This window comes from Streptomyces yangpuensis (assembly GCF_001005295.1).
GTDB lineage: Bacteria > Actinomycetota > Actinomycetes > Streptomycetales > Streptomycetaceae > Streptomyces > Streptomyces yangpuensis.
Window position 1 is genome coordinate 869,942 of sequence record NZ_LBMK01000003.1, and the last position, 21,026, is coordinate 890,967.

General features: G+C 72.3%; 21 protein-coding genes. 15 read left to right on the forward strand and 6 right to left on the reverse strand.

The window, feature by feature from the left end; translation table 11 throughout:
* Positions 1–540: a GNAT family N-acetyltransferase gene (locus AAT21_RS19150; protein ID WP_046778026.1), complete on the forward strand. Its 540-nt coding sequence runs from the start codon at positions 1–3 to the stop codon at positions 538–540.
* 14 nt (positions 541–554) lie between these two features.
* On the opposite strand, the gene AAT21_RS19155 is transcribed toward AAT21_RS19150, so the two are convergent.
* Positions 555–1,247 carry a glycerophosphodiester phosphodiesterase gene (locus AAT21_RS19155; protein WP_046778027.1) on the reverse strand — a complete coding sequence of 231 codons (693 nt, stop codon included), beginning with the start codon at positions 1,245–1,247 and terminating at the stop codon, positions 555–557.
* 191 nt (positions 1,248–1,438) lie between these two features.
* A complete protein-coding gene (locus AAT21_RS19160) occupies positions 1,439–2,065 on the reverse strand; it encodes a PadR family transcriptional regulator (RefSeq protein ID WP_052757877.1) in 627 nt (208 codons plus the stop codon).
* Between the two features lie 49 nt (positions 2,066–2,114).
* Here AAT21_RS19160 and AAT21_RS19165 point away from each other — a divergent pair, with 49 nt between their 5' ends.
* The 7 genes from AAT21_RS19165 to AAT21_RS19195 all read left to right on the forward strand — a co-directional run bounded on the left by AAT21_RS19165 (position 2,115) and on the right by AAT21_RS19195 (position 8,879).
* Positions 2,115–3,236 carry an LLM class flavin-dependent oxidoreductase gene (locus AAT21_RS19165; protein ID WP_046778029.1) on the forward strand — a complete coding sequence of 374 codons (1,122 nt, stop codon included), beginning with the start codon at positions 2,115–2,117 and terminating at the stop codon, positions 3,234–3,236.
* A gap of 89 nt (positions 3,237–3,325) precedes the next feature.
* Positions 3,326–4,357 carry an alpha/beta hydrolase gene (locus tag AAT21_RS19170; protein WP_235438937.1) on the forward strand — a complete coding sequence of 344 codons (1,032 nt, stop codon included), beginning with the start codon at positions 3,326–3,328 and terminating at the stop codon, positions 4,355–4,357.
* An 81-nt stretch (positions 4,358–4,438) separates the two neighbouring features.
* Positions 4,439–5,845, forward strand: coding sequence for a DUF6421 family protein (locus AAT21_RS19175; protein WP_046778030.1), 1,407 nt, complete (start codon positions 4,439–4,441; stop codon positions 5,843–5,845).
* A 26-nt stretch (positions 5,846–5,871) separates the two neighbouring features.
* Positions 5,872–6,633, forward strand: a complete 762-nt coding sequence (locus AAT21_RS19180; protein ID WP_046778031.1) for an SDR family NAD(P)-dependent oxidoreductase — start codon at positions 5,872–5,874, stop codon at positions 6,631–6,633.
* Positions 6,630–7,691 (forward strand): threonine aldolase family protein, encoded by a 1,062-nt coding sequence (locus AAT21_RS19185; RefSeq protein ID WP_200904422.1) that lies wholly within the window; start codon positions 6,630–6,632, stop codon positions 7,689–7,691. The genes AAT21_RS19180 and AAT21_RS19185 overlap by 4 nt, the downstream gene beginning before the upstream one ends.
* 89 nt (positions 7,692–7,780) lie before the next feature.
* Positions 7,781–8,380 carry a transglutaminase-like domain-containing protein gene (locus tag AAT21_RS19190; protein ID WP_046778494.1) on the forward strand — a complete coding sequence of 200 codons (600 nt, stop codon included), beginning with the start codon at positions 7,781–7,783 and terminating at the stop codon, positions 8,378–8,380.
* 97 nt (positions 8,381–8,477) lie between these two features.
* A complete protein-coding gene (locus AAT21_RS19195; protein WP_046778033.1) occupies positions 8,478–8,879 on the forward strand; it encodes a hypothetical protein in 402 nt (133 codons plus the stop codon).
* A gap of 39 nt (positions 8,880–8,918) precedes the next feature.
* Here AAT21_RS19195 and AAT21_RS19200 read toward each other — a convergent pair whose 3' ends face one another.
* The gene (locus AAT21_RS19200) at positions 8,919–9,641 is read right to left on the reverse strand and encodes a lysophospholipid acyltransferase family protein (protein WP_046778034.1); all 723 of its coding nucleotides are present in this window, start codon (positions 9,639–9,641) and stop codon (positions 8,919–8,921) included.
* Between the two features lie 229 nt (positions 9,642–9,870).
* Here AAT21_RS19200 and AAT21_RS19205 point away from each other — a divergent pair, with 229 nt between their 5' ends.
* The 5 genes from AAT21_RS19205 to AAT21_RS19225 all read left to right on the forward strand — a co-directional run bounded on the left by AAT21_RS19205 (position 9,871) and on the right by AAT21_RS19225 (position 14,601).
* Positions 9,871–10,254, forward strand: a complete 384-nt coding sequence (locus tag AAT21_RS19205) for a thioredoxin family protein (RefSeq protein WP_412180330.1) — start codon at positions 9,871–9,873, stop codon at positions 10,252–10,254.
* Positions 10,255–10,570: 316 nt separating this feature from the next.
* Positions 10,571–11,110 (forward strand): flavin reductase family protein, encoded by a 540-nt coding sequence (locus AAT21_RS19210; RefSeq protein WP_079025805.1) that lies wholly within the window; start codon positions 10,571–10,573, stop codon positions 11,108–11,110.
* A 200-nt stretch (positions 11,111–11,310) separates the two neighbouring features.
* Complete coding sequence (locus AAT21_RS19215) at positions 11,311–12,099, forward strand: electron transfer flavoprotein subunit beta/FixA family protein (RefSeq protein WP_046778035.1); 789 nt, start codon at positions 11,311–11,313, stop codon at positions 12,097–12,099.
* Between the two features lie 59 nt (positions 12,100–12,158).
* On the forward strand, positions 12,159–13,121 hold the full coding sequence (locus tag AAT21_RS19220) for an electron transfer flavoprotein subunit alpha/FixB family protein (protein WP_030961546.1): 963 nt from the start codon (positions 12,159–12,161) through the stop codon (positions 13,119–13,121).
* A 181-nt stretch (positions 13,122–13,302) separates the two neighbouring features.
* On the forward strand, positions 13,303–14,601 hold the full coding sequence (locus AAT21_RS19225) for a DUF6986 family protein (RefSeq protein WP_046778036.1): 1,299 nt from the start codon (positions 13,303–13,305) through the stop codon (positions 14,599–14,601).
* A 64-nt stretch (positions 14,602–14,665) separates the two neighbouring features.
* On the opposite strand, the gene AAT21_RS19230 is transcribed toward AAT21_RS19225, so the two are convergent.
* Positions 14,666–15,652 (reverse strand): LacI family DNA-binding transcriptional regulator, encoded by a 987-nt coding sequence (locus tag AAT21_RS19230; protein WP_079025850.1) that lies wholly within the window; start codon positions 15,650–15,652, stop codon positions 14,666–14,668.
* Positions 15,653–15,849: 197 nt separating this feature from the next.
* Here AAT21_RS19230 and AAT21_RS19235 point away from each other — a divergent pair, with 197 nt between their 5' ends.
* Positions 15,850–16,887, forward strand: coding sequence for an NUDIX hydrolase (locus AAT21_RS19235; protein ID WP_046778038.1), 1,038 nt, complete (start codon positions 15,850–15,852; stop codon positions 16,885–16,887).
* Positions 16,888–17,048: 161 nt separating this feature from the next.
* Here AAT21_RS19235 and AAT21_RS19240 read toward each other — a convergent pair whose 3' ends face one another.
* Positions 17,049–17,744 carry an MBL fold metallo-hydrolase gene (locus tag AAT21_RS19240; protein WP_046778039.1) on the reverse strand — a complete coding sequence of 232 codons (696 nt, stop codon included), beginning with the start codon at positions 17,742–17,744 and terminating at the stop codon, positions 17,049–17,051.
* A 135-nt stretch (positions 17,745–17,879) separates the two neighbouring features.
* Positions 17,880–19,244 carry a dipeptidase gene (locus AAT21_RS19245; protein WP_046778040.1) on the reverse strand — a complete coding sequence of 455 codons (1,365 nt, stop codon included), beginning with the start codon at positions 19,242–19,244 and terminating at the stop codon, positions 17,880–17,882.
* 367 nt (positions 19,245–19,611) lie between these two features.
* Here AAT21_RS19245 and AAT21_RS19250 point away from each other — a divergent pair, with 367 nt between their 5' ends.
* Positions 19,612–20,811: a geranylgeranyl reductase family protein gene (locus AAT21_RS19250; RefSeq protein ID WP_046778497.1), complete on the forward strand. Its 1,200-nt coding sequence runs from the start codon at positions 19,612–19,614 to the stop codon at positions 20,809–20,811.
* The last annotated feature ends 215 nt before the right edge of the window (positions 20,812–21,026 follow it).

Sequence of the window (21,026 nt, forward strand, 5' to 3'; positions counted from 1 at the left end):
ATGTCGACCGCCCAGCCCGCAGCCCTCAGCTTCCGCAGCGCCGTCGAGGCGGACGTACCGGATCTGGTGGCGCTCGTGGAGTCCGCGTACCGCGGAGACGCCAGCCGGGCGGGATGGACCACCGAGGCCGACTACCTGGACGGGCAGCGCACCGACCCGGACGGGGTCCGTGCCGTCATCGCCGGCCGGGACGGCGTCCTCCTCGTCGTCGAGCGCGCGAGCGAGCTCGTCGCCTGCTGCCACATCGAACACCGCGGCGACCACGCCTACTTCGGGATGTTCGCCGTCCGTCCGGGCCTCCAGGGCGCCGGCCTCGGCAAGGAGATCCTCGCCGAGGCGGAGCGCCGCGCCCGCGACACGTGGGGCGCCGGGGAGATGCGGATGACGGTGGTGAACGTGCGGGAGGATCTCATCGCCTACTACGTGCGCCGCGGCTACCGGCGCACCGGCGAGCTGAGCCCCTTCCCGTACGGCGACGAGCGCTTCGGCATCCCGCTCCGCGACGACCTCGCCTTCGAGCTCCTGGTCAAGCCGCTCTGAGGACCTTCCGCCGCTCAGGCGGTGAAGCGTCCCGTGCTGCGGATCTCCGGGAAGTCCGTGGTGACGCCGTCCAGTCCGAGCGCCCGCGCCAGCCGCAGCTGGTCCAGGGTGTTGACCGCCAGGCCGGTCACCCGCAGGCCCGCCGCGTGCGCCGCCTCCACCCCCTCCAGGGAGATCCGGTGGATGTCCAGGGCGACCGTCGCCGCGCCCGCGGCCAGCGCGCGGCCCACGACGGCCTCGGTGCCGCCGCCGAGGGACTTCACGAACAGGGCGGTCCGCACGCCCGGCACCCGGCGGGCCGCCTCGGCGAGCACCGCCTCGTCCGCGGAGGCGATCTCCACCCGGGAGACCAGGTCGCGGCGCAGGACCAGCTCCGCGAGCGCCCCGGCCGCCGCCCGGTCCTCGACCGAGACCTGCAGCGGCGACCGGACCGCGTCCAGCACCTCCTCGAACACCGGCACGCGCTCGCCCTGACCGGCGTCCAGCCCGCGCAGCTCGGCCAGGGTCAGGTCGGCCACGGCTCCCGAGCCGTCGGTGGTCCGGTCCACCTCGGGGTCGTGCACGGCGACGAGGACGCCGTCCTTGCTCAGCCGGAGGTCCAGGGCGATGGCGTCCATGCCGGAGCGTTCCGCCCGGAGATACGACCGCAGGGTGTTCTCCGGTTCGACACCCATGACCCCGCGGTGACCGATGGTGAGGAAAGTCAAGGTTCTCTCGCTTCCGTCGACGGCGGCTCCCCGCGCGGTCGCGGTGTCCCGACCGGCCGCGCGCGATGAGGTCGCATGCTAGTGCGCCGCTCGTGGATAGGGACCGTGCGTGCACGGCCCCGCCGAAGCGTCACCGACCGCTTCCCGCCAGGGTTGTGCGCCCCCGGGCGGCCGCCCGCGGCCCTGCCGCGTCACCCGGGCGTGGGCGCGTCCCCACCGGCTTGACGCCCCGCCGTCCCACCCTGCGGGGAGAGTTCCGCCAGGTCGGCCAACAGGGCCTCGCCCAGCTCCAGTTCGGCCAGGTGCTGCCGCTCGCTCCAGCGCAGTGCCAGGGCCGGGAAGGCCCATTCCGGCACACCGGCCGCCTCCTGCGCGGCCTCCCGTACGGCGGCCAGCTCCTCCCGGGTGCGCTCCAGGTGCTCGCCGACCATCGCGCGCAGCCGCGCCGGTTCGGCCAGATGGCCGAGCCAGACCCGCAGCAGCAGCCCGTGCTTGAGCACCGGGGGGCCGGCCTCCGTGGTGTCGGCGGCCCAGCCGGACAGGGCCTCGCGTCCGGCCGGGGTGATGGCGTAGCGGCGTTTGGCCCGCGCCTCCTCGGGTCCCGAGCGCGCTGAGGACGCGTACCCGAGTTCCTCCAGACGGCGCAGTTCCGCGTAGATCTGGCTGATGGCGGGCGACCAGTAGAAGAAGCGCAGCGAGGAGTCCGCCCACTTCTTCAGCTCGTAGCCGGTCCGCTCGCCGGGGAAGGACAGCAGGCCGAGGACGGCCCACGCGGTCGGCGGAAGGTCTTGCTTCTTCGGCATATGACTACTAGTCATATTGCGCATTGAAGTAGGACCGGGCACGGGACGCAACCCTGGAGGCACCGTGAAATTCTCCGTCATCTTCGAGGCCCAGCTGGCCGACCCCACCGTCGAACGGGAACACCGGCTCATCCACGACTGTGTCGAGCAGGCCGTGTTCGCCGAGCGCATGGGATTCGACCGGATCTGGGCCGTGGAGCACCACTCCCTGAAGTGGTACGCCCACATGTCGGCACCTGAGATCTTCCTGACCTGGGTCGCGGCCAGGACGCGCACCATACGCATCGGACACGGTGTGGTGTGCATGCCCTTCAACTTCAACCACCCGGTGCGGGTGGCCGAGCGGGCCGCCATGCTCGACCTGCTCTCCGGCGGGCGCCTCGACCTCGGCGCCGGGCGCGGCGGCACCGAACAGGAGACCTCGCTGTGCGGGGTGGACAGGGAGCGGACCGCGGCGGAGGTCGAGGAGGCCCTGCGGATCATCGGCAGGGCATGGCAGGAGGAGGAGCTGGAGTACCACGGCGAACTGATCGACATCGACCCCCACCCCATCCTGCCGCGGCCGTGGCAGACCCCGCATCCGCCGCTGTTCCTGGCGTGCAGCCGGAGCGAGACCCTGGTCCAGGCGGCCGAACTGGGCATCGGGGCGCTGGTGATGGGCTTCGCCGGCCCCGGTTCGATCGCGCAGATGCGGTCCGTCTACGACGCCGCGATCGCCGGACGCGACGGGAGCCGTTTCGTGTCCACGGTGGTGAACGACCACTTCTCCGTCCTGTGCCCGACGATCGTGCTCGACGACGGCGAGCAGGCACGGCGCATCGGGATCCGGGGCCAGCGCTTCTTCGCGCAGTCCATCGGCCACTGGTACGGCGGTGCGGGCGTCCCGGACGAGGCGGTGGCCGCAGGCGCCGACGAGGCGGGGGAGATGCGCAGGGCCGCCGAGCAGGTGGTGGCACGGCTCCACGAGCTGGACATCCCGGTCCGGCCGACCTCGACGGCCACCTTCAACGCCGACCACGCCTACGGGACCGCCGACGACGCCATCGCGTATGTGGAGCGGCTCCGGGCGGCCGGGGCCGACGAGATCATGTGCCTGATCCAGATGGGCACGGTGGATCAGGAAGCGTGCATGGAGACCCTGCGCCACTGGGGCGAGAAGGTCATCCCGCACTTCCGGAGCCTGTGATGGCCGCCCGTCCGGAGCCCCGGGCCGCCGCAGCCCGTACCCCTTCGGAGCCCGGGGCATCGGCTGCCCGCAACCTTCCGGGCCCCGGGGTGTCCGCCCCCCGGAAGGGTCCGGAGCCCGGGCCGTCCGCCGCCCGGAACCGTCTGGACCCGGCCGCGCTGCCGTACGCCGACGCCCTCGCGGCCGCCTTCCCGGACCTCGGCCGCGGTGTCACCCGGGCCGGCGAGGCCCGGCGGATCCTCGCGGCCGCGCCGCGCCCGTCCGCCGGCCCGCCGCGCGTCGGGGCCGTGGCGGACCGGACCGTCCCCGGGCCGCCCGGCGCCCCGCCCGTACCCGTACGGATCTACCGGCCCGATCCGGGGCGGTGGCCCGGGCCCCGGCCGACGGTGGTGTTCTGCCACGGCGGGGGATGGGTCCTGTGCGACCTGGACACCCACGACCCCCTCGCGCGCCGCCTGACCCGGGCGGCCGGCGCGGTCGTGGTCTCCGTGGACTACCGCAGGGCCCCCGAGCACCGCTTCCCGGCAGCCGTGGAGGACGCCCACGCCGCGTTGTGCTGGGCCGGCGCCCACGTGGCCGAGCTGGGCGGCGATCCGGGCGCCCTGGTCGTGGCCGGGGACAGCTCGGGCGGCAACCTGGCGGCTGCCTCGCTGCTGCTGGCCAGGGAGCGCGGGGGACCGGCCGTCGCGCTCCAGGCACTGGCCTACCCCGCGCTGGACGCCGCCCAGAACAGCGGGTCGTACCGGAGCGCCGCCGAGGGCTGCTTCCTGACCGCCGCGCACATGCGCTGGTTCTGGGAGCAGTACCTCGGCCCCGGCGGTGATGGCCGGCACCCGCTGGCCTCCCCGCTGCGCGCGGACCCCGCCGGGCTGCCGCCCGCCCACCTGGTGGTGGCCGGCTGCGATCCGCTGCTGGACGACGGCCGCGCGTACCACCGCCGGCTGACACGGAGCGGGATCCGGTCGGTTCTGGACACCCACCCCGGCATGTTCCACGGCTTCCTGGGACTGGCCGGGGTGCTGCCACAGGCATGTGAAGCCTTGGTGCGACTGGGCGGAGCTATCAGTTCCACCCTGAAGAACGGGAAGACTTTCGGTGAAGCGGGGGGTGGCGCAGGATAATTTCCCGAATCGCCTCTTGAGTAGGAGAGCCTCGCGCGCATACGCTGTGCGGACGTGAGGTTCTCCTGTGGAGGAAGTGACATGACGGAAACTCTTGTGCCGGGCGTCGGCGGTGCCGTGATATCCGCTGGGGCGCGGGTGGTCGACCACCCTGCGTGGCCCGAGCTCAAGGCCGCCGTGGAGGAGATCCGCCCCTGGCAGGCGGCCGACGGTTCCATCGACTTCGAGGCGGAGGGCGAGCACGCCCGCGCCACCGTCCTGGCCGCGGTCGAGCGCGTCATCGGCGCCGTCGAGACGCTGTCCCCGCTGCTCCCGCACGCCGCCACGTACCACAAGGCGCTCGTCGCCGACCTGCGCAAGTGGGCCGCGGACGACTTCCGCGTGCCGGACTTCCTCGACTCCCTCATGGCCTTCCATCCGGCCGCCGAGCGCGCCGACGGCCTGCAGCACCTCGTCGTCTTCCCGATGTACACGCAGAACGGCAACCCGGACCGCAACCTCGAGGCCGTCGTGCTGAAGATGGTGTGGCCCGAGTGGCTCTCCGAGCTGGAGCGCACCCGGTACGACAACCCGCTCTTCCTCGGCATCACCTTCGAGGACTTCACCCCCGGCTACGACACGCACTCCGCCGTGCTGTTCCCGGAGACCATCGCCGTCCGCGAGGCCCCCGAGCGCTTCACCTGGGGCGGCATCTTCTGCGACCGCGAGGCCGCCCGCTACCGCAAGGTGACCGCGGCCGCCGTCGACATCCTGGGCATCGACCTGCCCGAGGACATCGCCCGCATGGTCGACGACCAGGAGCGCTGCGAGAAGGCCTTCGTCCTGTGGGACATGGTCCACGACCGCACCCACAGCCACGGCGACCTGCCGTTCGACCCCTTCATGATCAAGCAGCGCCAGCCGTTCTGGATGTACGGCCTGGAGGAGCTGCGCTGCGACCTCACCGCCTTCAAGGAGGCCGTGAAGCTGGAGTCCGAGGGCAACGAGCACGGCCGTGACGTGCAGTACGCCGTCCTCTTCGACCGGATGTTCCGCTTCCCGGTCTCCGGCGACCGCAACCGCAACTACGACGGTCTCGGCGGCCAGCTGCTCTTCGCGTACCTCCACAAGCACGACGTCGTGCGCTGGACGGACAACAAGCTGAAGATCGACTGGATGCGCGCCCCGCAGGTCACCAACCAGCTCTGCGCCGAGATCGAGGACCTCTACCGGGCCGGCATCGACCGCCCGAAGCTGGTCCACTGGTTCAAGGCCTACGAGCTCGTCTCGACCTACCTCGCCCCGCACCCGGGGTCCAAGTGGGCCAAGGGTGCCGACGCGCTCGACCTGACGCAGCCGCCGCGCAAGCTCGTCGACGACGTGCTTGCGGACGAGTTTCCGCTCAGCATGTTCTTTGAGGCGCTCGCCAAGAAGCTCAAGGGCACCATCGCCTCGACCAAGGGCATCACGGCCCTGAACGCAGAGCACGCCGAGCGGGTCGCCGCGTGAGCACTCGCCCACAGGAGGCTGCACAGATGAACGGCTCCGGGAACGGCAACGGAAAGCTGAGCGGAGCGGTGGTGGCGGTGGCCGGGGCCGGCGGGCCCGCAGGCCGCGCCGCCCTGCTCCGCCTCGCCGAGGCGGGAGCGGTGGTCGTCGCGTCCGACGCCGATCCGGCCCGGCTCGCGGAGGCCGTGGACGCGGCCCGCTACGCCCACGGCGGCGCCACCATCACCGGTGACACCGTGGACCTGCTCGACCTGGACGCCACCAAGGCCTGGGCCGAGCAGACCGAGAAGGAGTTCGGGCGGGTCGACGGACTGGTCCACCTCGTCGGAGGCTGGCGCGGCAGCAAGACGTTCACCGACGTCGACCTCGCCGACTGGGCCTTCCTGGAGAAGCTCCTCATCCGCACCGTCCAGCACACCTCGCTCGCCTTCCACGACGGGCTGCTGCGCAGCGAGCGCGGGCGCTACGTCCTGGTGAGCCAGTCCGGCGCGCACAAGCCGGTCGCCAACAACGCCGCGTACAACGCGGGCAAGGCGGCCGCCGAGGCCTGGACCCTCGCCATGGCGGACTCCTTCCGCAAGGCGGGGGGTGACGAGGGTCCCGGCGCGGCAGCTGCGATCCTGGTCATCAAGGCACTGGTGCACGACGCGATGCGCGCCGAGCGTCCCAATGCGAAGTTCGCGGGCTTCACCGACGTGAAGGAGCTGGCCGAGGCCATCGCCGGCGTGTGGGAGCGGCCCGCCATCGATGTGAACGGACAGCGTCTGTGGCTCACTCCGCAACCGTGAAGACCGATGCCCGCCGCCACCACGATCCGGCGGTACGCGGTTTCGCGAGCGACAACTACGCAGGGGTCCACCCGGAGATCCTGGAGGCCCTTGCCCTGGCCAACGGCGGGCACCAGGTCGCCTACGGCGAGGACGAGTACACCGAGCACCTGCAGAAGATCATCCGCAGCCACTTCGGTGCGTACGCGGAGGCCTTCCCGGTCTTCAACGGCACCGGCGCGAACGTCACCGCTCTCCAGGCGATGACCGACCGCTGGGGCGCCGTGATCTGCGCCAAGAGCGCCCACATCAACGTGGACGAGGGCGGCGCGCCGGAGCGGATGGCCGGCCTCAAGCTGCTCGCCGTACCCACCCCGGACGGCAAGCTCACGCCCGAGCTGATCGACCAGGAGGCCTGGGGCTTCGAGGACGAGCACCGCGCGATGCCGCAGGTCGTTTCGATCACCCAGAACACCGAGCTCGGCACGGTCTACACGCCGGACGAGATCAAGGCCATCTGCGAGCACGCCCACGGGCTCGGCATGAAGGTCCACCTCGACGGCGCCCGGATAGCCAACGCCGCGGCCTCGCTCGACGTGCCGATGCGTACCTTCACCAACACCGTGGGCGTCGACGTGCTGTCCTACGGCGGCACCAAGAACGGGATGATGTTCGGCGAGGCCATCGTCGTGCTCAACCCGGACGCGGCCCGGCAGATGAAGCACATCCGCAAGATGTCGATGCAGCTCGCGTCGAAGATGCGCTTCGTGTCGGTGCAGCTGGAAGCGCTGCTGGCCAAGGACCTGTGGCTGCGCAACGCCCGCCACGCCAACGAGATGGCGCGGCGGCTCGAAGCCGGCGTCCGTGAGACCGACGGCGTGGAGATCCTCTACCCGGTGCAGGCGAACGCGGTGTTCGCACGGCTGCCGCACGAGGTGTCCCGGCGTCTGCAGAAGCGCTACCGCTTCTACTTCTGGGACGAGGCCGCGGGCGACGTCCGCTGGATGTGCGGCTTCGACACCCAGGAGGAGGACGTCGACGGCTTCCTCCAGGCTCTGAAGGAGGAGCTCGCCCGCTAGTCGGCAGGCCCCTCCACACAACCGCATAGGTATGCCGCCCATCGCAAAATGATTGATTGGCGATGGGCGGCGCACCTATGCTCCGAGCCATGCAGCTGATCCAGCAAAGCCCCGACCTCTTCGCGTACTTGGCCTCCGACGAGGCCATCGACCACTGGCATCCCGTCGTGCTGGAAACGGCGGACCGCCTCTGGTCCACCACCGGCGACGCATACTCATACGCCCGGGCCGCCTTCGAGTTCGTGCGCGACGACATCCCGCACTCTGCCGACTCCGGCGACCCGCGGGTCGCCTGGAGGGCCTCCGATGTGCTGGGCACGCGCAACGGCATCTGCCACGCGAAGTCCCACACCCTGGTGGCCCTGCTGCGCGCCCAGGGGATCCCGGCCGGGCTGTGCTACCAGCGCCTCGCCGGCGACGACGGCTCGCACCCGCTCGTCCACGGGCTGATCGCCCTGCGCCTGCCCGGAGCCGACCGCTGGAGCCGGCTCGACCCGCGCGGCAACAGGCCCGGGGTGGACGCGCGCTTCGACCTCGTCGAGGAACGCCTCGCCTTCCCGGTCCGACCGGAGCTGGGCGAGGCCGACCACCCCGGGCTGTACGCGGCCCCGCACCCGGCCGTGCTCGCGGCGCTGAGGGAGTCCGCCGACCGAGAGGACCTGTGGCGCAGGCTGCCGACCGCGCTGTAGGGGGTGTCAAGCCACGGGATGCAGGGGCATGACGGGCGCCGAGGGGCAGAGCGTACTGGAGGTGTCCACTTCGCCCCCCCGTCCGAGGAGCACCGTCATGACCCACCCCCTCCGCACGCTGCGCCTGGCCGTCTTCGCGGCCACCACCGCCCTGGCCGCCGGATCCGTACTGGTCCCCACGAGCGCGTTCGCCGCCCCGCGGGCGGCCCCGCACGCCGTCGTGACGGAGAAGGAGGCACCGGGCGGGAACCACCACGGCACGGGGCAGAGGGACGGCACATGGGGGAAGAAGCGTCCGGGCAAGGGCGGCTCGCACGACGGGAAGCACGGTCCGGAGGAGCCGCAGTGGCAGTGCGTCACCGCCCCGTGCGGTCCCCCCGGCAAGGACGGCTCCGACCACGGGAAGCACCGCCCGAAGGAGCCCCAGTGGCAGTGCGTCACCGCTCCCTGCGGACCGCCCCGTGCCGCGGCCGACGACGGCCGGACCCACCCGGCCTGAGCCGCGGCCCGGCGGGACGGGCCGGTGGGACAGGCCGGCTCAGCCCGCTTCGCGGACCTGGGCCGCGGTCGGCGCCGTACCACCCAGGTGGGCCGGCAGCCACCAGGTGTCCTCGGGGCCTCGCGGCTTCTCCGGGTAGGCGCGCTGGGCCGCGTCCAGCAGCTCCTGCACGCGCTCGCGCAGCCGCCGCGTGATCGCCCCGGCGTACTGGTCGGTGGGGGCCTCGATCGGCTCGCCCACCCGCAGCGTCACGGGGATGTGGCTGCGCTTGAGGTTCTTCGGCCGGCCCTTGGTCCACAGGCGCTGGGTACCCCACAGTGCCACCGGGATCAGCGGAACGCCGGCCTCCTGCGCCATGCGCGCCGCACCCGACTTGAAGCTCTTCAGGGTGAAGGACTGGGAGATCGTCGCCTCGGGGAAGACACCGATGATCTCACCGGAGCGCAGCGAGTCCAGCGCGTGCTGATACGCCGTCTCGCCCTGCTGGCGGTCCACCGGGATGTGCTTCATCGCGCGCATCAGCGGACCGGACACCTTGTGCCGGAACACCGACTCCTTCGCCATGAAGCGCACCAGGCGCTTCTGCGGCCGCGCCGTCAGGCCGGCGAAGATGAAGTCGAGGTAGCCGATGTGGTTCGACACCAGGACCGCACCGCCCTTGCGGGGGATGTTCTCGGTGCCCTTCATGTCGATGCGGATGTCCAGCGCGCGGAACAGCCCGTGCGCGGCGCCGATCACCGGGGGGTAGACGAGCTCAGCCATGGGGAGACCCGCTTTCTGCCTGGGGAGGTGCTCCCGGCCGGAAGTTACGGAAGCGTAGGTACGCGACCATTGGGGATGGTGCCCCAAACGAGGGCTGCTGGCCAGTCCAGACGCCCCTGCCCGGGGAGATTCTCGTCACGCCGGGAATGTCCGGGCCCCGTCGGGTGTCCCATCCACGTACGAGCGTACGACGATCATGTGCCTGGACGAAGGCGGCGGTGTGAGGGGAGTGCGGGTGCCCGGGCGGGAAGACGGACGGGAAGACGGGCCGGACCGCGGACAGGCCGACGCGGGCCGCGGGGTGCCGCGGTTCCTGGATCCCGCGGAACTGGGCGCGCAGCCGGGCCGCCGGGCCACCCTGGTGCAGTTCTCCAGCGCCTTCTGCCAGCCCTGCCGGGCCACGCGGCGGATCCTCGCCGAGGTCGCGGGGATGGTCGAGGGCGTCGCGCACGTCGAGATCGACGCCGAGGAGCGGCTCGACCTGGTGCGGGCGCTGGGGATCGAGAAGACCCCGACCGTGCTCGTACTGGACGCGGGCGGCCGGATCGTGCGGCGGGCGGCCGGCATGCCCCGGAAGGTCGACGTGATCGCCGCGCTCGGCGCCGCCGTATGAGGAGGAGCCTGCGAGTGACGCGGCGCCGCCGTATGACGAGTGGTGGGTCCGGCGGCCCCCGGGCCGTGGCCGCAGGGCCGGACGCGCCGGTGTGCACGCCCGCACACCGCGTGACGCGTCTGACATCTGCCCGATCCCGCTTGACTGCGTCCACCGGAGATCGCCACGCTGACCGTATGCGGTATGAACTCCTGCTCCACGGACGGGTCCATGTGGACCTCGTCCGCCACGCGAGCGCGCGCTGTCCGGATCACTGAACGCCCCGGCCCTGATCCCGACTGTGCCCGCGTGTCCTGAGGCAGAAGGCAGAACCCCGATGAGTGCTCCGACCGTCCCGACGGTCCCGACGGCCGTTTCCCCCTTCACCGGCGCCGGCCGTCCCGGCTCGCCCGACCTGCTGCGCTCCGTCTTCCGGCAGCACGCCGCCGGAGTCGCCGTGATCACCTCCCAGGACGGCGGCCGCCCGGTGGGCTTCACCGCCACCTCGCTGAACTCCGTCTCCGCGGACCCGCCGCTGCTGTCCTTCACGATCGGTACCGGGGCCTCCAGCTGGCCCGCGGTGCGCGACAGCGAGTACCTCGGCGTGCACATACTCGGCGAGCACCAACGGGAGCTGGCGGGCCTGTTCGCGCGCAGCGGGGCCGACCGGTTCGGGCCGGACACCGGCTGGGCCGCCGGCCCGCACGGGGTCCCGGTGCTGGACGGTGTGCTGGCGTGGCTGGTCTGCCGGGTGGTGGCGAGGGTCCCCGCCGGGGAGCACCGTGTGATCATCGCTCAGGCGGTCGTGGGCGATCCGGCCGGAGAAGGCCGTCCCCTGCTGTACCACCAGGGGCGCTTCAACGCGCTGCGCGACTGAATCGTCCCTGCTGGGGCGGGTCGGGCGGCGTTGGGCAGATCACAGTTCGCCGACCTTGCGACTTGGTGGGACCCACGGTGTACTGACGAGTAACATTCCCTTCGGAGCGTGGCCCGCCCCGATCGGGATCCGCCCGAGAAGGCGCCTATGCTGCCTGCATAAGGCGGTACACGAAAAGACGATGCGGTAGGAGAGCCGGCGTGAGCCTGAGGATCGTTGTCTGTGTGAAGTACGTGCCCGACGCCACCGGCGACCGGCAGTTCACCGAGGACTTGACCGTCAACCGTGACGACGTCGACGGCCTGCTGTCGGAGCTCGACGAGTACGCCGTCGAGCAGGCGCTGCAGATCTCCGAGAATTCGGACGACGACGTCGAGATCACCGTGCTGACGGTGGGCCCCGAGGACGCCAAGGACGCGCTGCGCAAGGCGCTGTCGATGGGCGCCGACAAGGCCATCCACGTCGAGGACGACGACCTGCACGGCACGGACGTCATGGGCACCTCGCTGGTGCTCGCCAAGGCCATCGAGAAGGCCGGCTACGACCTGGTCATCACGGGCATGGCGTCCACCGACGGCACCATGGGTGTCCTCCCGGCGATCCTGGCCGAGCGCCTGGGCGTCCCGCAGGCCACCCTGCTCTCCGAGGTCAAGGTCGAGGACGGCACCGTGACCGGCCGCCGTGACGGCGACAGCGCGAGCGAGCAGCTTCAGGCCTCCCTCCCCGCGCTCGTCTCGGTGACGGACCAGTCGGGCGAGGCCCGCTACCCGTCCTTCAAGGGCATCATGGCCGCGAAGAAGAAGCCGGTCGAGTCCTGGGACCTGGAGGACCTGGAGATCGAGGCCGACGAGGTCGGCCTGGAAGGCTCCTGGACCGCGGTCGACTCCGCGGCGCAGCGCCCGGCCCGCACCGCCGGCACGATCGTCAAGGACGAGGGCGAGGGCGGCAAGCAGCTGGCCGAGTTCCTGGCCGGCCAGAAGTTCATCTAAGAGCTTCGGCCACCCCTCAGTAGCCCCCAGACACTTCGCAATCGCAGGAGAGCAGTCCCATGGCTGAAGTTCTCGTCTACGTCGACCACGTGGACGGCGCCGTCCGCAAGCCCACCCTCGAGCTGCTGACGCTCGCCCGCCGCATCGGCGAGCCCGTCGCCGTCGCCCTGGGCGCCGGTGCCGACGCCACCGCCGCCGTGCTCGCCGAGCACGGTGCGGTCAAGGTCCTCACCGCCGACGCCCCCGAGTTCGCCGAGTACCTCGTCGTACCGAAGGTGGACGCGCTCCAGGCCGCGTACGACGCCGTCTCCCCGGCCGCCGTGCTCGTCCCGTCCTCCGCCGAGGGCAAGGAGATCGCCGCCCGCCTGGCCGTCCGCATCGGCTCCGGCATCATCACCGACGCCGTCGACCTGGAGGCGGGTGACGAGGGTCCGGTCGCGACGCAGTCGGCCTTCGCCGCCTCGTTCACCACCAAGTCCCGCGTCTCCAAGGGCACCCCGGTCATCACCGTGAAGCCGAACTCGGCCCCGGTCGAGGCCGCCCCCGCCGCCGGCGCCGTCGAGGCGCTCGCCGTCACCTTCGGCGCCCTGGCGACCGGCACCAAGGTCACCGGCCGCACCCCGCGCGAGTCGACCGGCCGCCCCGAGCTGACCGAGGCCGCGATCGTCGTCTCCGGCGGCCGTGGCGTCAACGGTGCCGAGAACTTCGGCATCATCGAGGAGCTCGCGGACTCCCTCGGCGCGGCTGTCGGCGCCTCGCGTGCCGCCGTCGACGCCGGCTGGTACCCGCACACCAACCAGGTCGGCCAGACCGGCAAGTCGGTCTCCCCGCAGCTCTACATCGCCTCCGGCATCTCGGGCGCGATCCAGCACCGGGCCGGCATGCAGACCTCGAAGACCATCGTGGCCATCAACAAGGACGCCGAGGCCCCGATCTTCGACCTCGTCGACTACGGCGTGGTCGGCGACCTCTTCGCGGTCGTCCCGCAGCTGACCGCGGAGATCAAGGCGCGCAAGGGCTGACCGCCTGACCTGCGCTTCTCTTCGTAGCGCCGCTTCTCCGGGGCCGTGTGGTGATTCTCACCGCACGGCCCCGAGTCGTTTGCCCCAGGCGGCCGGGGGACCATTGACGGAGCGGAACCGCGTGACTAAATTCTGCTATGCGGATCTAGGCTTCCGTGAAGCGGAAAAAGGAGAGTGCACGATGGGTCAGCAGGAGAAGGTGGCGACGAGCCTCGCCGGCGCGGTCAGCGAGGGCATCAGCGCCTCCCTCGCGCCGGTGGACGCGGAGCTCGCGCGCCACTACCCGGGCGACCCCGGCACCCGGCAGCCCATCCACACGGTCTACGTACCCGGTGACGTCTTCGCCGCCGGCACCATCCGCTCCTGGGGCGACCAGGCCCTGGCCGCGCTCGACGAGCACGCCCCGGACGCCGCCACCTTCGCCGAGGTCCTCGGCATCTGCGACGAACTCGCCGTACCGGTCTACGACCGCGTCCGCGCCAAGCTGCTGCGCGAGCCCGTCGAGGACCTCCGCGTCGACTTCGAGGACGGCTTCGGGGTCCGGTCCGACGAGGAGGAGGACCAGGCCGCGGCCCGTGCCGCGCGCCTCGTCTCGGAAGCCTTCTCCAACGGCACCAACGCGCCGTACATGGGCATCCGCATGAAGTGCATGGAGTCCAACGTCCGCGACCGCGGCATCCGCACCACCGACATCTTCCTCTCCGGTCTGCTGGAGCACGGCGGCCTGCCCGAGGGCCTCGTCCTGACGCTCCCGAAGGTCACCTACGCCGAGCAGGTCAGCGCCTTCGTCAAACTGCTGGAGGCCTTCGAGACCACCCGCGGCCTGCGCCCGGGCCGGATCGGCTTCGAGATCCAGATCGAGACCAGCCAGTCCATCCTGGCCTCCGACGGCACCGCCACCGTCGCCCGGATGATCGAGGCCTCCAAGGGCCGCGCCACCGGCCTGCACTACGGCACCTTCGACTACAGCGCCTGCGTCGGCGTCTCCGCCGCCTACCAGGCCAGCGACCACCCCGCTGCCGACCACGCGAAGGCGATCATGCAGGTCGCGGCCGCCGGCACCGGCGTACGCGTGTCCGACGGCTCCACCAACGTGCTGCCGATCGGCACCACCGAGAAGGTCCACGAGGGCTGGAAGCTCCACTACGGCCTGACCCGCCGCGCCCTGGCCCGCGCCTACTACCAGGGCTGGGACATGCACCCGGCGCACCTGCCGACCCGTTACGCGGCCGTCTTCACCTTCTACCGCGAGGGCCTCGAGACCGCCGCCGCGCGCCTGAAGGCGTACGTGGCCAAGATCGAGGGAGACGTGATGGACGAGCCCGCCACCGCCAAGGCCCTCGCCGGCTACCTGGTCCGCGGCCTCGACTGCGGCGCCGTCGGCGCCGACGAGGTCACCGCCCTGACCGGCCTGACCCGCGCCGAACTCGACGCCTTCGCGATCCCGCGCCGCTCTGCCACCCTGACGGCCACCGCCTGACGTACGACGCGAGCGCGGCCCGGGTGAACCACCCGGGCCGCCGCTCTCGCGCGGGCGGTGAGGGTCAGTTCGCCGGAGGGAGTTCGCCCGAGCCTCGGGGGACGAGGCGGGTGGGGAGTTCGGTACGGGTCGGGGTGAGTACGCTTCCCGCCAGGCGCTGGAAGAGGCGGTCCGTGGCCACCCGGCCCAGGGCCGCCGGGTCCTGGGCGACCACCGTGACACCGGGCCGCAGCAGATCCGCCAGCTCGAAGTCGTCGAAGCCGACCAGGGCCACCGGGCGCCGGAGGGAGGCCAGGACCCGCACCACGGTGACCGTCACGCGGTTGTTGCCGGCGAAGACGGCGGTCACCGGCTCCGGGCCCGCGAGCATCGCCCTCGCCGCCGGCGCGACCCGGCCCGGGTCCGTCGAGCCGAGCGAGACCCAGGATCCGGCCACCGGCAGGCCCGCCTCACCCATGGCCGCGTGGTAGCCGCGCAGGCGTTCCGTCGCCGTGTGGATGCGGGGGTGGTCCCCGATGAAGCCAATCCGGCGGTGGCCGCCCGCGATCAGGTGCGCGACACCGCCGCGGGCCCCGCCGAAGTTGTCCGACAGCACCACGTCCGCGTCGATCCGGCCGGCCGGCCGGTCCACGAACACCGTGGCCACGCCCGCCCGCATCTCCGGCTCCAGGTACCGGTGGTCGTTCCCGGCCGGGATCACGATCAGCCCGTCCACCCGGCGTGCGCACAGCGCGAGCGCCAACTCCCTCTCCCGGTCCGGGTCCTCGGCACTGGAGCCGTTGATGAGCAGTGCCCCGTGTGCGCGGGCCACCTCCTCCACGGCCCGGTTCAGCGGCCCGTAGAAGGGGTCGGCGAGGTCCTCCAGCACCAGACCGACGGTGGCGGTGCGGCCCTTGCGCAGTACGCGCGCGCTGTCGTTGCGGCGGAAGTCCAGGGCCTCGATGGCCGCCCGGACCCGCCTCTCCGTCTCAGGGGTGACGCCCGGCTCGCCGTTGACCACGCGGGACACCGTCTTCAGGCCGACGCCCGCCTGGGCCGCCACGTCCTTCATGGTCGGCCGGTTGCCGTAGCGGGGGTCGGACGTGCGGCGGTTGTGGGGCACGGTCGTGAATCCTCCCTGGTACTCGGGCGAGCGTGCGGGCTCGGGACCTTGAGCATAAGCACTCGGCCGATAGTGAGGTTTTCGTGGCAGGGTGGGGCGGGCAGGCCACTGGGGGCTCCGGACGAGCCATGGGGAGAGGGGTAGAAGTGATTGTCTGGATCAACGGCACGTTCAGCGCCGGGAAGACCAGCACGGCCCGTGAACTGACCGGAATCCTCGCCGACAGCACCCTGTTCGACCCGGAACTCATCGGCGACGCGCTGCGGGTGCTGCTGCCGCCCAAACGGCTGGCGGAGGTCACCGACTACCAGGACCTGCCGAGTTGGCGGCGGCTGGTGGTGGACACGGCCGCGGCGATGCTCGCCGAGGTGGGCGGGGTGCTCGTCGTCCCGATGACGCTGCTGCGCCAGGACTACCGGGACGAGATCTTCGGTGGGCTGGCGGCACGGCGGATACCGGTGCGGCACGTGCTGCTCGCTCCTGCTGAAACGATCCTTCGGGAGCGGACCGCGACCCGCGTCGAGCCCGGCGCACCGCAGGACGTGGACCTGCGCGTCCGGCAGTGGGCCTACGACCACATCCCCGTCTACCGGGAGGCGCTCGGCTGGCTCACCGGCGACGCGCATGTCATCGACAACGGACTCCTGACCGTACGGGAGACCGCCGAGCGGATCGCCGAAGCCGTCCGCTCCGAGACCGCCCGGGTCTGCGACATCGTGCAGACCCCGGAGCCCACGCGGGAGACGGTGGCCGCCGGGGTGCTGCTCTTCGACGAGCAGGACCGGGTGCTGCTGGTGGACCCGACGTACAAGGCGGGCTGGGAGTTCCCGGGAGGCGTCGTCGAAACGGGCGAGGCCCCGGCCCGCGCCGCCGTACGGGAGGTGGCGGAGGAACTGGGCCTCGTACTGGACCGGACCCCCGGACTCCTCGTGATCGACTGGGAACGCCCGCAGCACCCCGGCTACGGAGGCCTGCGCCTGCTCTTCGACGGCGGCCGCCTCTCGGACGAGGCGGCCGCCCGCCTCCGGCTGCCGGGCCCCGAGCTGCGGGCCTGGCGCTTCGTGACGGAGGCCGAGGCCGCCGAGCTGCTGCCGCAGCACCGGTACGAACGGCTGCGCTGGGCGCTGCGCGCCCGGGAGCGCGCCCGTCCCCTCTACCTGGAGGCGGGCGTCCCCACCGGCTGAGGGGGCGCGCCCCCTTGCCTACGGGCTCGGTTCGCCGCCGGGGCGCCTTGTGCCGGCTCGTGACGGCGTACGTGCTCGGAAAACCCCTCGTGCCTCGCGGTTTCCTCCGCGCGCTCGCCCTCACTCCCCGGCGCGCCCCTTCGGCTCGCTCGCCCGCGCGGTCAGGCCGGCGTCTCGGCGGCGGCCTTCGCCAGGGCGGGTGCGGTGTCCACCGTCAGCGGGTCGCCGTGGCCGAAGCAGGCGACCGACGGCGCGAGGGCGGCCAGCCGTCGGAAGGACTCGACCGCCCGGCCGCGGTCGACGTTGAAGACGCCCAGCATCAGCGGACCGGCGGCGGCGATGCAGTCCCCCACGAACAGCACGCCGTGGTGCGGGAGATGGATGCCGATGCTGCCGTCGGTGTGGCCCGGGGCGTGCACGACGTACGCCCCGTCCCCGAAGCCCAGCGCATCCCCGTCCTCCAGCTCGCGGTCCACCCGGGTGGGCGGCGCCTCGGGCACGGTCAGGCCATGCTCGTACAGCGGGATCTCCCAGTCCAGGAGCACCGGTTCGGGCACGGGCCGCTCACCCCGGATCACCGGAGCGTCCAGCCGGTGGGCGAGCACCCGCGCGCCCCAGCGGGCGGCGAGCTCCCCGGCCGCGCCCACGTGGTCGCGGTGGCAGTGCGTGAGCACGATCCGCTCCAGGCGCTCGGGCCGCAGCCCGAGCGAACGTATCGCCCCTTCGATCCTCGCGGCGGATTCGACGTTGCCCGCATCGATCAGGGTCAGGGCTTCACCGTCCTGCCAGAGGTAGGCCTGGCCGATGGGGAAGCGGAGCATGTGGAGCCGGCTGGGGAGTACTTCGACAAGGTCCATAAGGCGAACGTACGGATGGCCCGCCGCCTGGTGCACGGGACTTCACCGTGAGCGGAGTACGCCCAGGGCGCACTGGGCACTGGGCACTGCACACCGGGTATTGGGCGTACACGGAGCGGCGGGCGGCGGCCCGGATCAGACGCGCCTGGACTCCGCGTAGTTGACGAGGAAGAGGGCCTCGGCCACCGACAGGCGCTCCAGCTCCTCCGGCGACACGCTCTCGTTGACGGCGTGGATCTGCGCTTCCGGCTCGCTCAGCCCGATCAGCAGCATCTCCGCCTGCGGGTACAGCGACGTCAGCGTGTTGCACAGCGGGATCGATCCGCCCATACCGCTGATCTGCATCTCCTGGCCGGGGTACGCGGTCTCCAGGGCCGCGCGCATCGACGCGTACGCCGGGCTGTCGGTGTCCGCCTGGAACGGCTGGCCCTGGCCGACCAGCTCCAGTTCGAGACGCGCCTTCCACGGCGTGTGCGCCTCCAGGTGGGCCTGGAGCAGCTTGACGGCCGCGGCGATGTCCACGCCCGGCGGCACGCGCAGGCTGACCAGCGCGCCCGCGCTCGCGTGCACCGACGGCGTCGCGCCGACCACCGGCGGGCAGTCGATGCCGAGGACGGTGACGGCCGGACGGGCCCACAGCCGGTCGGCGATGGTGCCGTCGCCGATCAGATCGACCCCGTCCAGGACCTTCGCGTCGGCGCGGAAGTCCGCCTCCGGGTACTGCAGGCCCTCCCACACCGCGTCCGCGGCGAGCCCGTCCACGGTCGTCGAACCGTCGGCGGCGCGCAGCGAGTCCAGTACGCGGATCAGCGCGGCCAGCGCGTCGGGCGCGGCCCCGCCGAACATGCCGGAGTGCAGGTTCCCGCCCAGCGTGTCGATCTTCACCTTGAGCAGGCACATGCCGCGGAGGGTGGCGGTCACCGTCGGCAGGCCGAGGCGGAAGTTGCCCGCGTCGCCGATGACGATGGTGTCGGCGGCCAGCAGCTCAGGGTGCGCCTCCGCGTAACTCTGGAGACCGCCCGTGCCCTGCTCCTCGGAGCCCTCGACGATGATCTTCACGCTCACCGGCACACCGCCGTTGGCCTTCAGGGCCCGCAGCGCCAGCAGGTGCATGATGAACCCGCCCTTGCAGTCCGCCGCACCGCGCCCGTACCAGCGGCCGTCGCGCTCGGTCAGTTCGAAGGCGGGGGAGACCCAGGCGCTGTCGTCCAGCGGCGGCTGCACGTCGTAGTGCGCGTAGAGCAGCACGGTCGGTGCGCCCTCGGGACCGGGCAGGAAGCCGTACACCGACTGGGTGCCGTCGGGGGTGTCGAGCAGCGCCACGTCCTGGAATCCCTCGACGCGCAGGGCGTCGGCCACCCAGTTCGCCGCGGCCTCGCTCTCGCTCTTCGGGAACTGCGCCCAGTCCGCCACCGACTGGAAGGCCACCAGCTCCGTCAGCTCCTGCTTGGCGCGGGGCATCAGCGAGGCGATGGTCTCGGCGATCGGATTCTGGGACATGGGCACGCTCCTTTTGGGTGCGACGTTGTATCCGTGTACGCCGCTCGCGCATGCGCGGGGTGGGCGTGTGCCGGGTACGGCGAGAGACGGTTCCGATCTTCGCACAGCGGAGCCGGGCGGTGTCTCGCCGTAGGATTTCCCCGGCATCGGAGCAACGGGTGATCAGGAGCGGCAACACATCGTGAGCAGCGACGACGACGTACGCGACGCAGGTGCGGATGCGGATGCGGGTGCGGGTGCGGCAGGCAGGGACGCCACGGCGGACGCGGACGCAGGCGTGAACGCAGGCACAGGCACAGGCACGGGCGCGGGCGAGGTCCCGGCCGAGCAGGGGGCGGGCGACGAGGTGGCCGGGGGGTCCGGCGAGGTGTGGGACGTGGTCGTTGTCGGAGCCGGACCGGCCGGGTCCTCGGCCGCGTACGCGGCGGCCACGGCGGGGCGGCGCGTCCTGCTGCTGGAGAAGGCCGAACTGCCCCGGTACAAGACCTGTGGCGGCGGCATCATCGGTCCCTCCCGCGACGCCCTCCCGCCGGGCTTCGTCCTGCCCCTGAAGGACCGCATTTACGCGGTCACCTTCTCGATGGACGGCAAGCTGACCCGGACCCGGCGTTCGAAGCACATGCTGTTCGGGCTCATCAACCGGCCCGAGTTCGACGCCGGCCTGGTCGCGGAGGCGGAGAAGGCCGGCGCCACCGTCCGTACGGGGACCGCCGTGGCCCGCGTGGAGCAGCACGGGGCGGCCGTGCCCGACCGGCGCACCGTCGCCGTGGTACTGGCCGACGGCGAGACCGTCCTGGCACGCGCGGTGGTCGGCGCGGACGGCAGCGCCAGCCGGATCGGCGCGCACGTAGGCGTCGAGATGGACCAGGTGGACCTGGGCCTGGAGGCCGAGATCCCCGTCCCCGCCACGGTGGCGGAGGACTGGAAGGGGCGGGTGCTGATCGACTGGGGCCCGCTGCCCGGCAGTTACGGCTGGGTCTTCCCCAAGGGCGACACCCTCACGGTCGGGGTGATCTCGGCCAAGGGCGAGGGGGCCGCGACCAAGCGGTACCTGGACGACTTCATCGCCCGGCTCGGACTCGCAGGTTTCGAACCGTCCGTCTCCTCCGGGCACCTGACCCGCTGCCGCAAGCCGGACTCGCCGCTCTCGCGCGGCCGGGTCCTGGTCGCGGGCGACGCGGCCGGACTGCTGGAGCCGTGGACCCGCGAGGGCATCTCCTTCGCGCTGCGCTCAGGGCGGCTCGCGGGGGAGTGGGCGGTGAAGATCGCCGAAGCGCAGGACGCGGTGGACGCGCGCCGTCAGGCCCTCAACTATGCCTTCGCGGTCAAGGCCGGGCTGGGCGTGGAGATGGGGGTCGGCAAGCGGATGCTGACCGTCTTCGAGGCCCGGCCGGGGCTGCTGCACGCGGCGATCACCGGGTTCCGCCCGGCGTGGCGGGCCTTCGCCCGCATCACGCGGGGCGCGACGACCCTGGCCGACATGGTGCGTACGTACCCGCTCGCGCGCAGGGCGCTGCACGCGCTCGACGCGCGGCAGGCGGCGGCGCGCGGCGGTGACCGGGGGTAGTAGAGGCCGGCGCGCGCGGGGCCCCGGCCAACGGCCGGGGCCCCGCGCGCACTTCGGGCCCGGCCGTCCGGTCGCGAGGGCGGCGGTGCGCGGTGCGTGGCGGGGAATGGGTGCGTGGCGGGCTTCCGCCAGCCGGGGGCGGTCGACTGGCCGCACGGGCGGCGGTGCGCTGTGTGTGAGGCCGGCGTCCGGGGGCTGGGGGCGGTCGGCCGGTC

What these genes read in the sequence shown, in the direction of transcription:
- AAT21_RS19210 (WP_079025805.1), top strand. Translation starts at nt 10,571, where the DNA reads ATGAGTGCTCCGACCGTCCCGACGGTCCCGACGGCCGTTTCCCCCTTC.
- AAT21_RS19245 (WP_046778040.1), bottom strand. Translation starts at nt 19,244, where the DNA reads ATGTCCCAGAATCCGATCGCCGAGACCATCGCCTCGCTGATGCCCCGC.
- AAT21_RS19195 (WP_046778033.1), top strand. Translation starts at nt 8,478, where the DNA reads ATGACCCACCCCCTCCGCACGCTGCGCCTGGCCGTCTTCGCGGCCACC.
- AAT21_RS19240 (WP_046778039.1), bottom strand. Translation starts at nt 17,744, where the DNA reads ATGGACCTTGTCGAAGTACTCCCCAGCCGGCTCCACATGCTCCGCTTC.
- AAT21_RS19230 (WP_079025850.1), bottom strand. Translation starts at nt 15,652, where the DNA reads ATGAAGGACGTGGCGGCCCAGGCGGGCGTCGGCCTGAAGACGGTGTCC.
- AAT21_RS19180 (WP_046778031.1), top strand. Translation starts at nt 5,872, where the DNA reads ATGAACGGCTCCGGGAACGGCAACGGAAAGCTGAGCGGAGCGGTGGTG.
- AAT21_RS19225 (WP_046778036.1), top strand. Translation starts at nt 13,303, where the DNA reads ATGGGTCAGCAGGAGAAGGTGGCGACGAGCCTCGCCGGCGCGGTCAGC.
- AAT21_RS19190 (WP_046778494.1), top strand. Translation starts at nt 7,781, where the DNA reads ATGCAGCTGATCCAGCAAAGCCCCGACCTCTTCGCGTACTTGGCCTCC.
- AAT21_RS19160 (WP_052757877.1), bottom strand. Translation starts at nt 2,065, where the DNA reads ATGACTAGTAGTCATATGCCGAAGAAGCAAGACCTTCCGCCGACCGCG.
- AAT21_RS19200 (WP_046778034.1), bottom strand. Translation starts at nt 9,641, where the DNA reads ATGGCTGAGCTCGTCTACCCCCCGGTGATCGGCGCCGCGCACGGGCTG.
- AAT21_RS19150 (WP_046778026.1), top strand. Translation starts at nt 1, where the DNA reads ATGTCGACCGCCCAGCCCGCAGCCCTCAGCTTCCGCAGCGCCGTCGAG.
- AAT21_RS19175 (WP_046778030.1), top strand. Translation starts at nt 4,439, where the DNA reads ATGACGGAAACTCTTGTGCCGGGCGTCGGCGGTGCCGTGATATCCGCT.
- AAT21_RS19220 (WP_030961546.1), top strand. Translation starts at nt 12,159, where the DNA reads ATGGCTGAAGTTCTCGTCTACGTCGACCACGTGGACGGCGCCGTCCGC.